Genomic DNA, 639 nt, shown 5'->3' with positions numbered 1-639 from the left:
TATCTTACTGGCCATCACCGCCTTAATTAAATGTGCTCAGTTACCGCTACATGGCTGGTTAATTCAAGTGGTTGAGGCTCCCACGCCGATTAGTGCTTTGTTGCATGCCGGAATTATCAATCTGGGTGGTTTTTTATTACTGAGCTTTGCACCATTGATTGCGTTTAGTGTTGATGCACAATGGGTACTGCTTATTATTGCTGGTTTGAGTACGCTCATCAGTGCCTTAGTCATGATGACGCGTATCAGTATTAAAGTAAAACTGGCCTGGTCAACCTGTGCCCAAATGGGATTAATGTTGATTGAATGTGCTTTAGGGTTATATGAGCTGGCATTACTTCACTTAATCTCTCATTCACTTTATAAAGCTTATATGTTCCTCAGTGCAGGTGATGTGTTGCAGGAATACAGTCTTAAGCAATTAGCACCGCAGAAAAACGTCACTTTTCTCTCTGCGATGTCGAGTCTATTACTGGTCATCATCAGCACTTATGGGATTGTCTATTTCACTTCCTATTCAGGGCCGTTGAGTGTCTGGTTATTAGTGAATACTGCATTAGCTTTATATCTGGTGTCTGCAGTAAGAAACGGCACTCTATTGCAGTTCCTCACTTCTTGTCTGACTGTGGCGTTACTGGT

Annotated in this window: 1 protein-coding gene; it reads left to right on the top strand. The window is 42.3% G+C overall.

Annotation, left to right across the window (positions count from 1 at the left end):
* The coding region (locus B4K20_RS02940; RefSeq protein ID WP_289281832.1) for a proton-conducting transporter membrane subunit at positions 1-639 on the top strand (639 nt) is incomplete at both ends.

The organism is Methylophaga sp. UBA5088, from assembly GCF_002414625.1.
GTDB classification, from domain to species: domain Bacteria; phylum Pseudomonadota; class Gammaproteobacteria; order Nitrosococcales; family Methylophagaceae; genus Methylophaga; species Methylophaga marina.
This window is presented reverse-complemented; position numbering and strand designations above follow the sequence as displayed.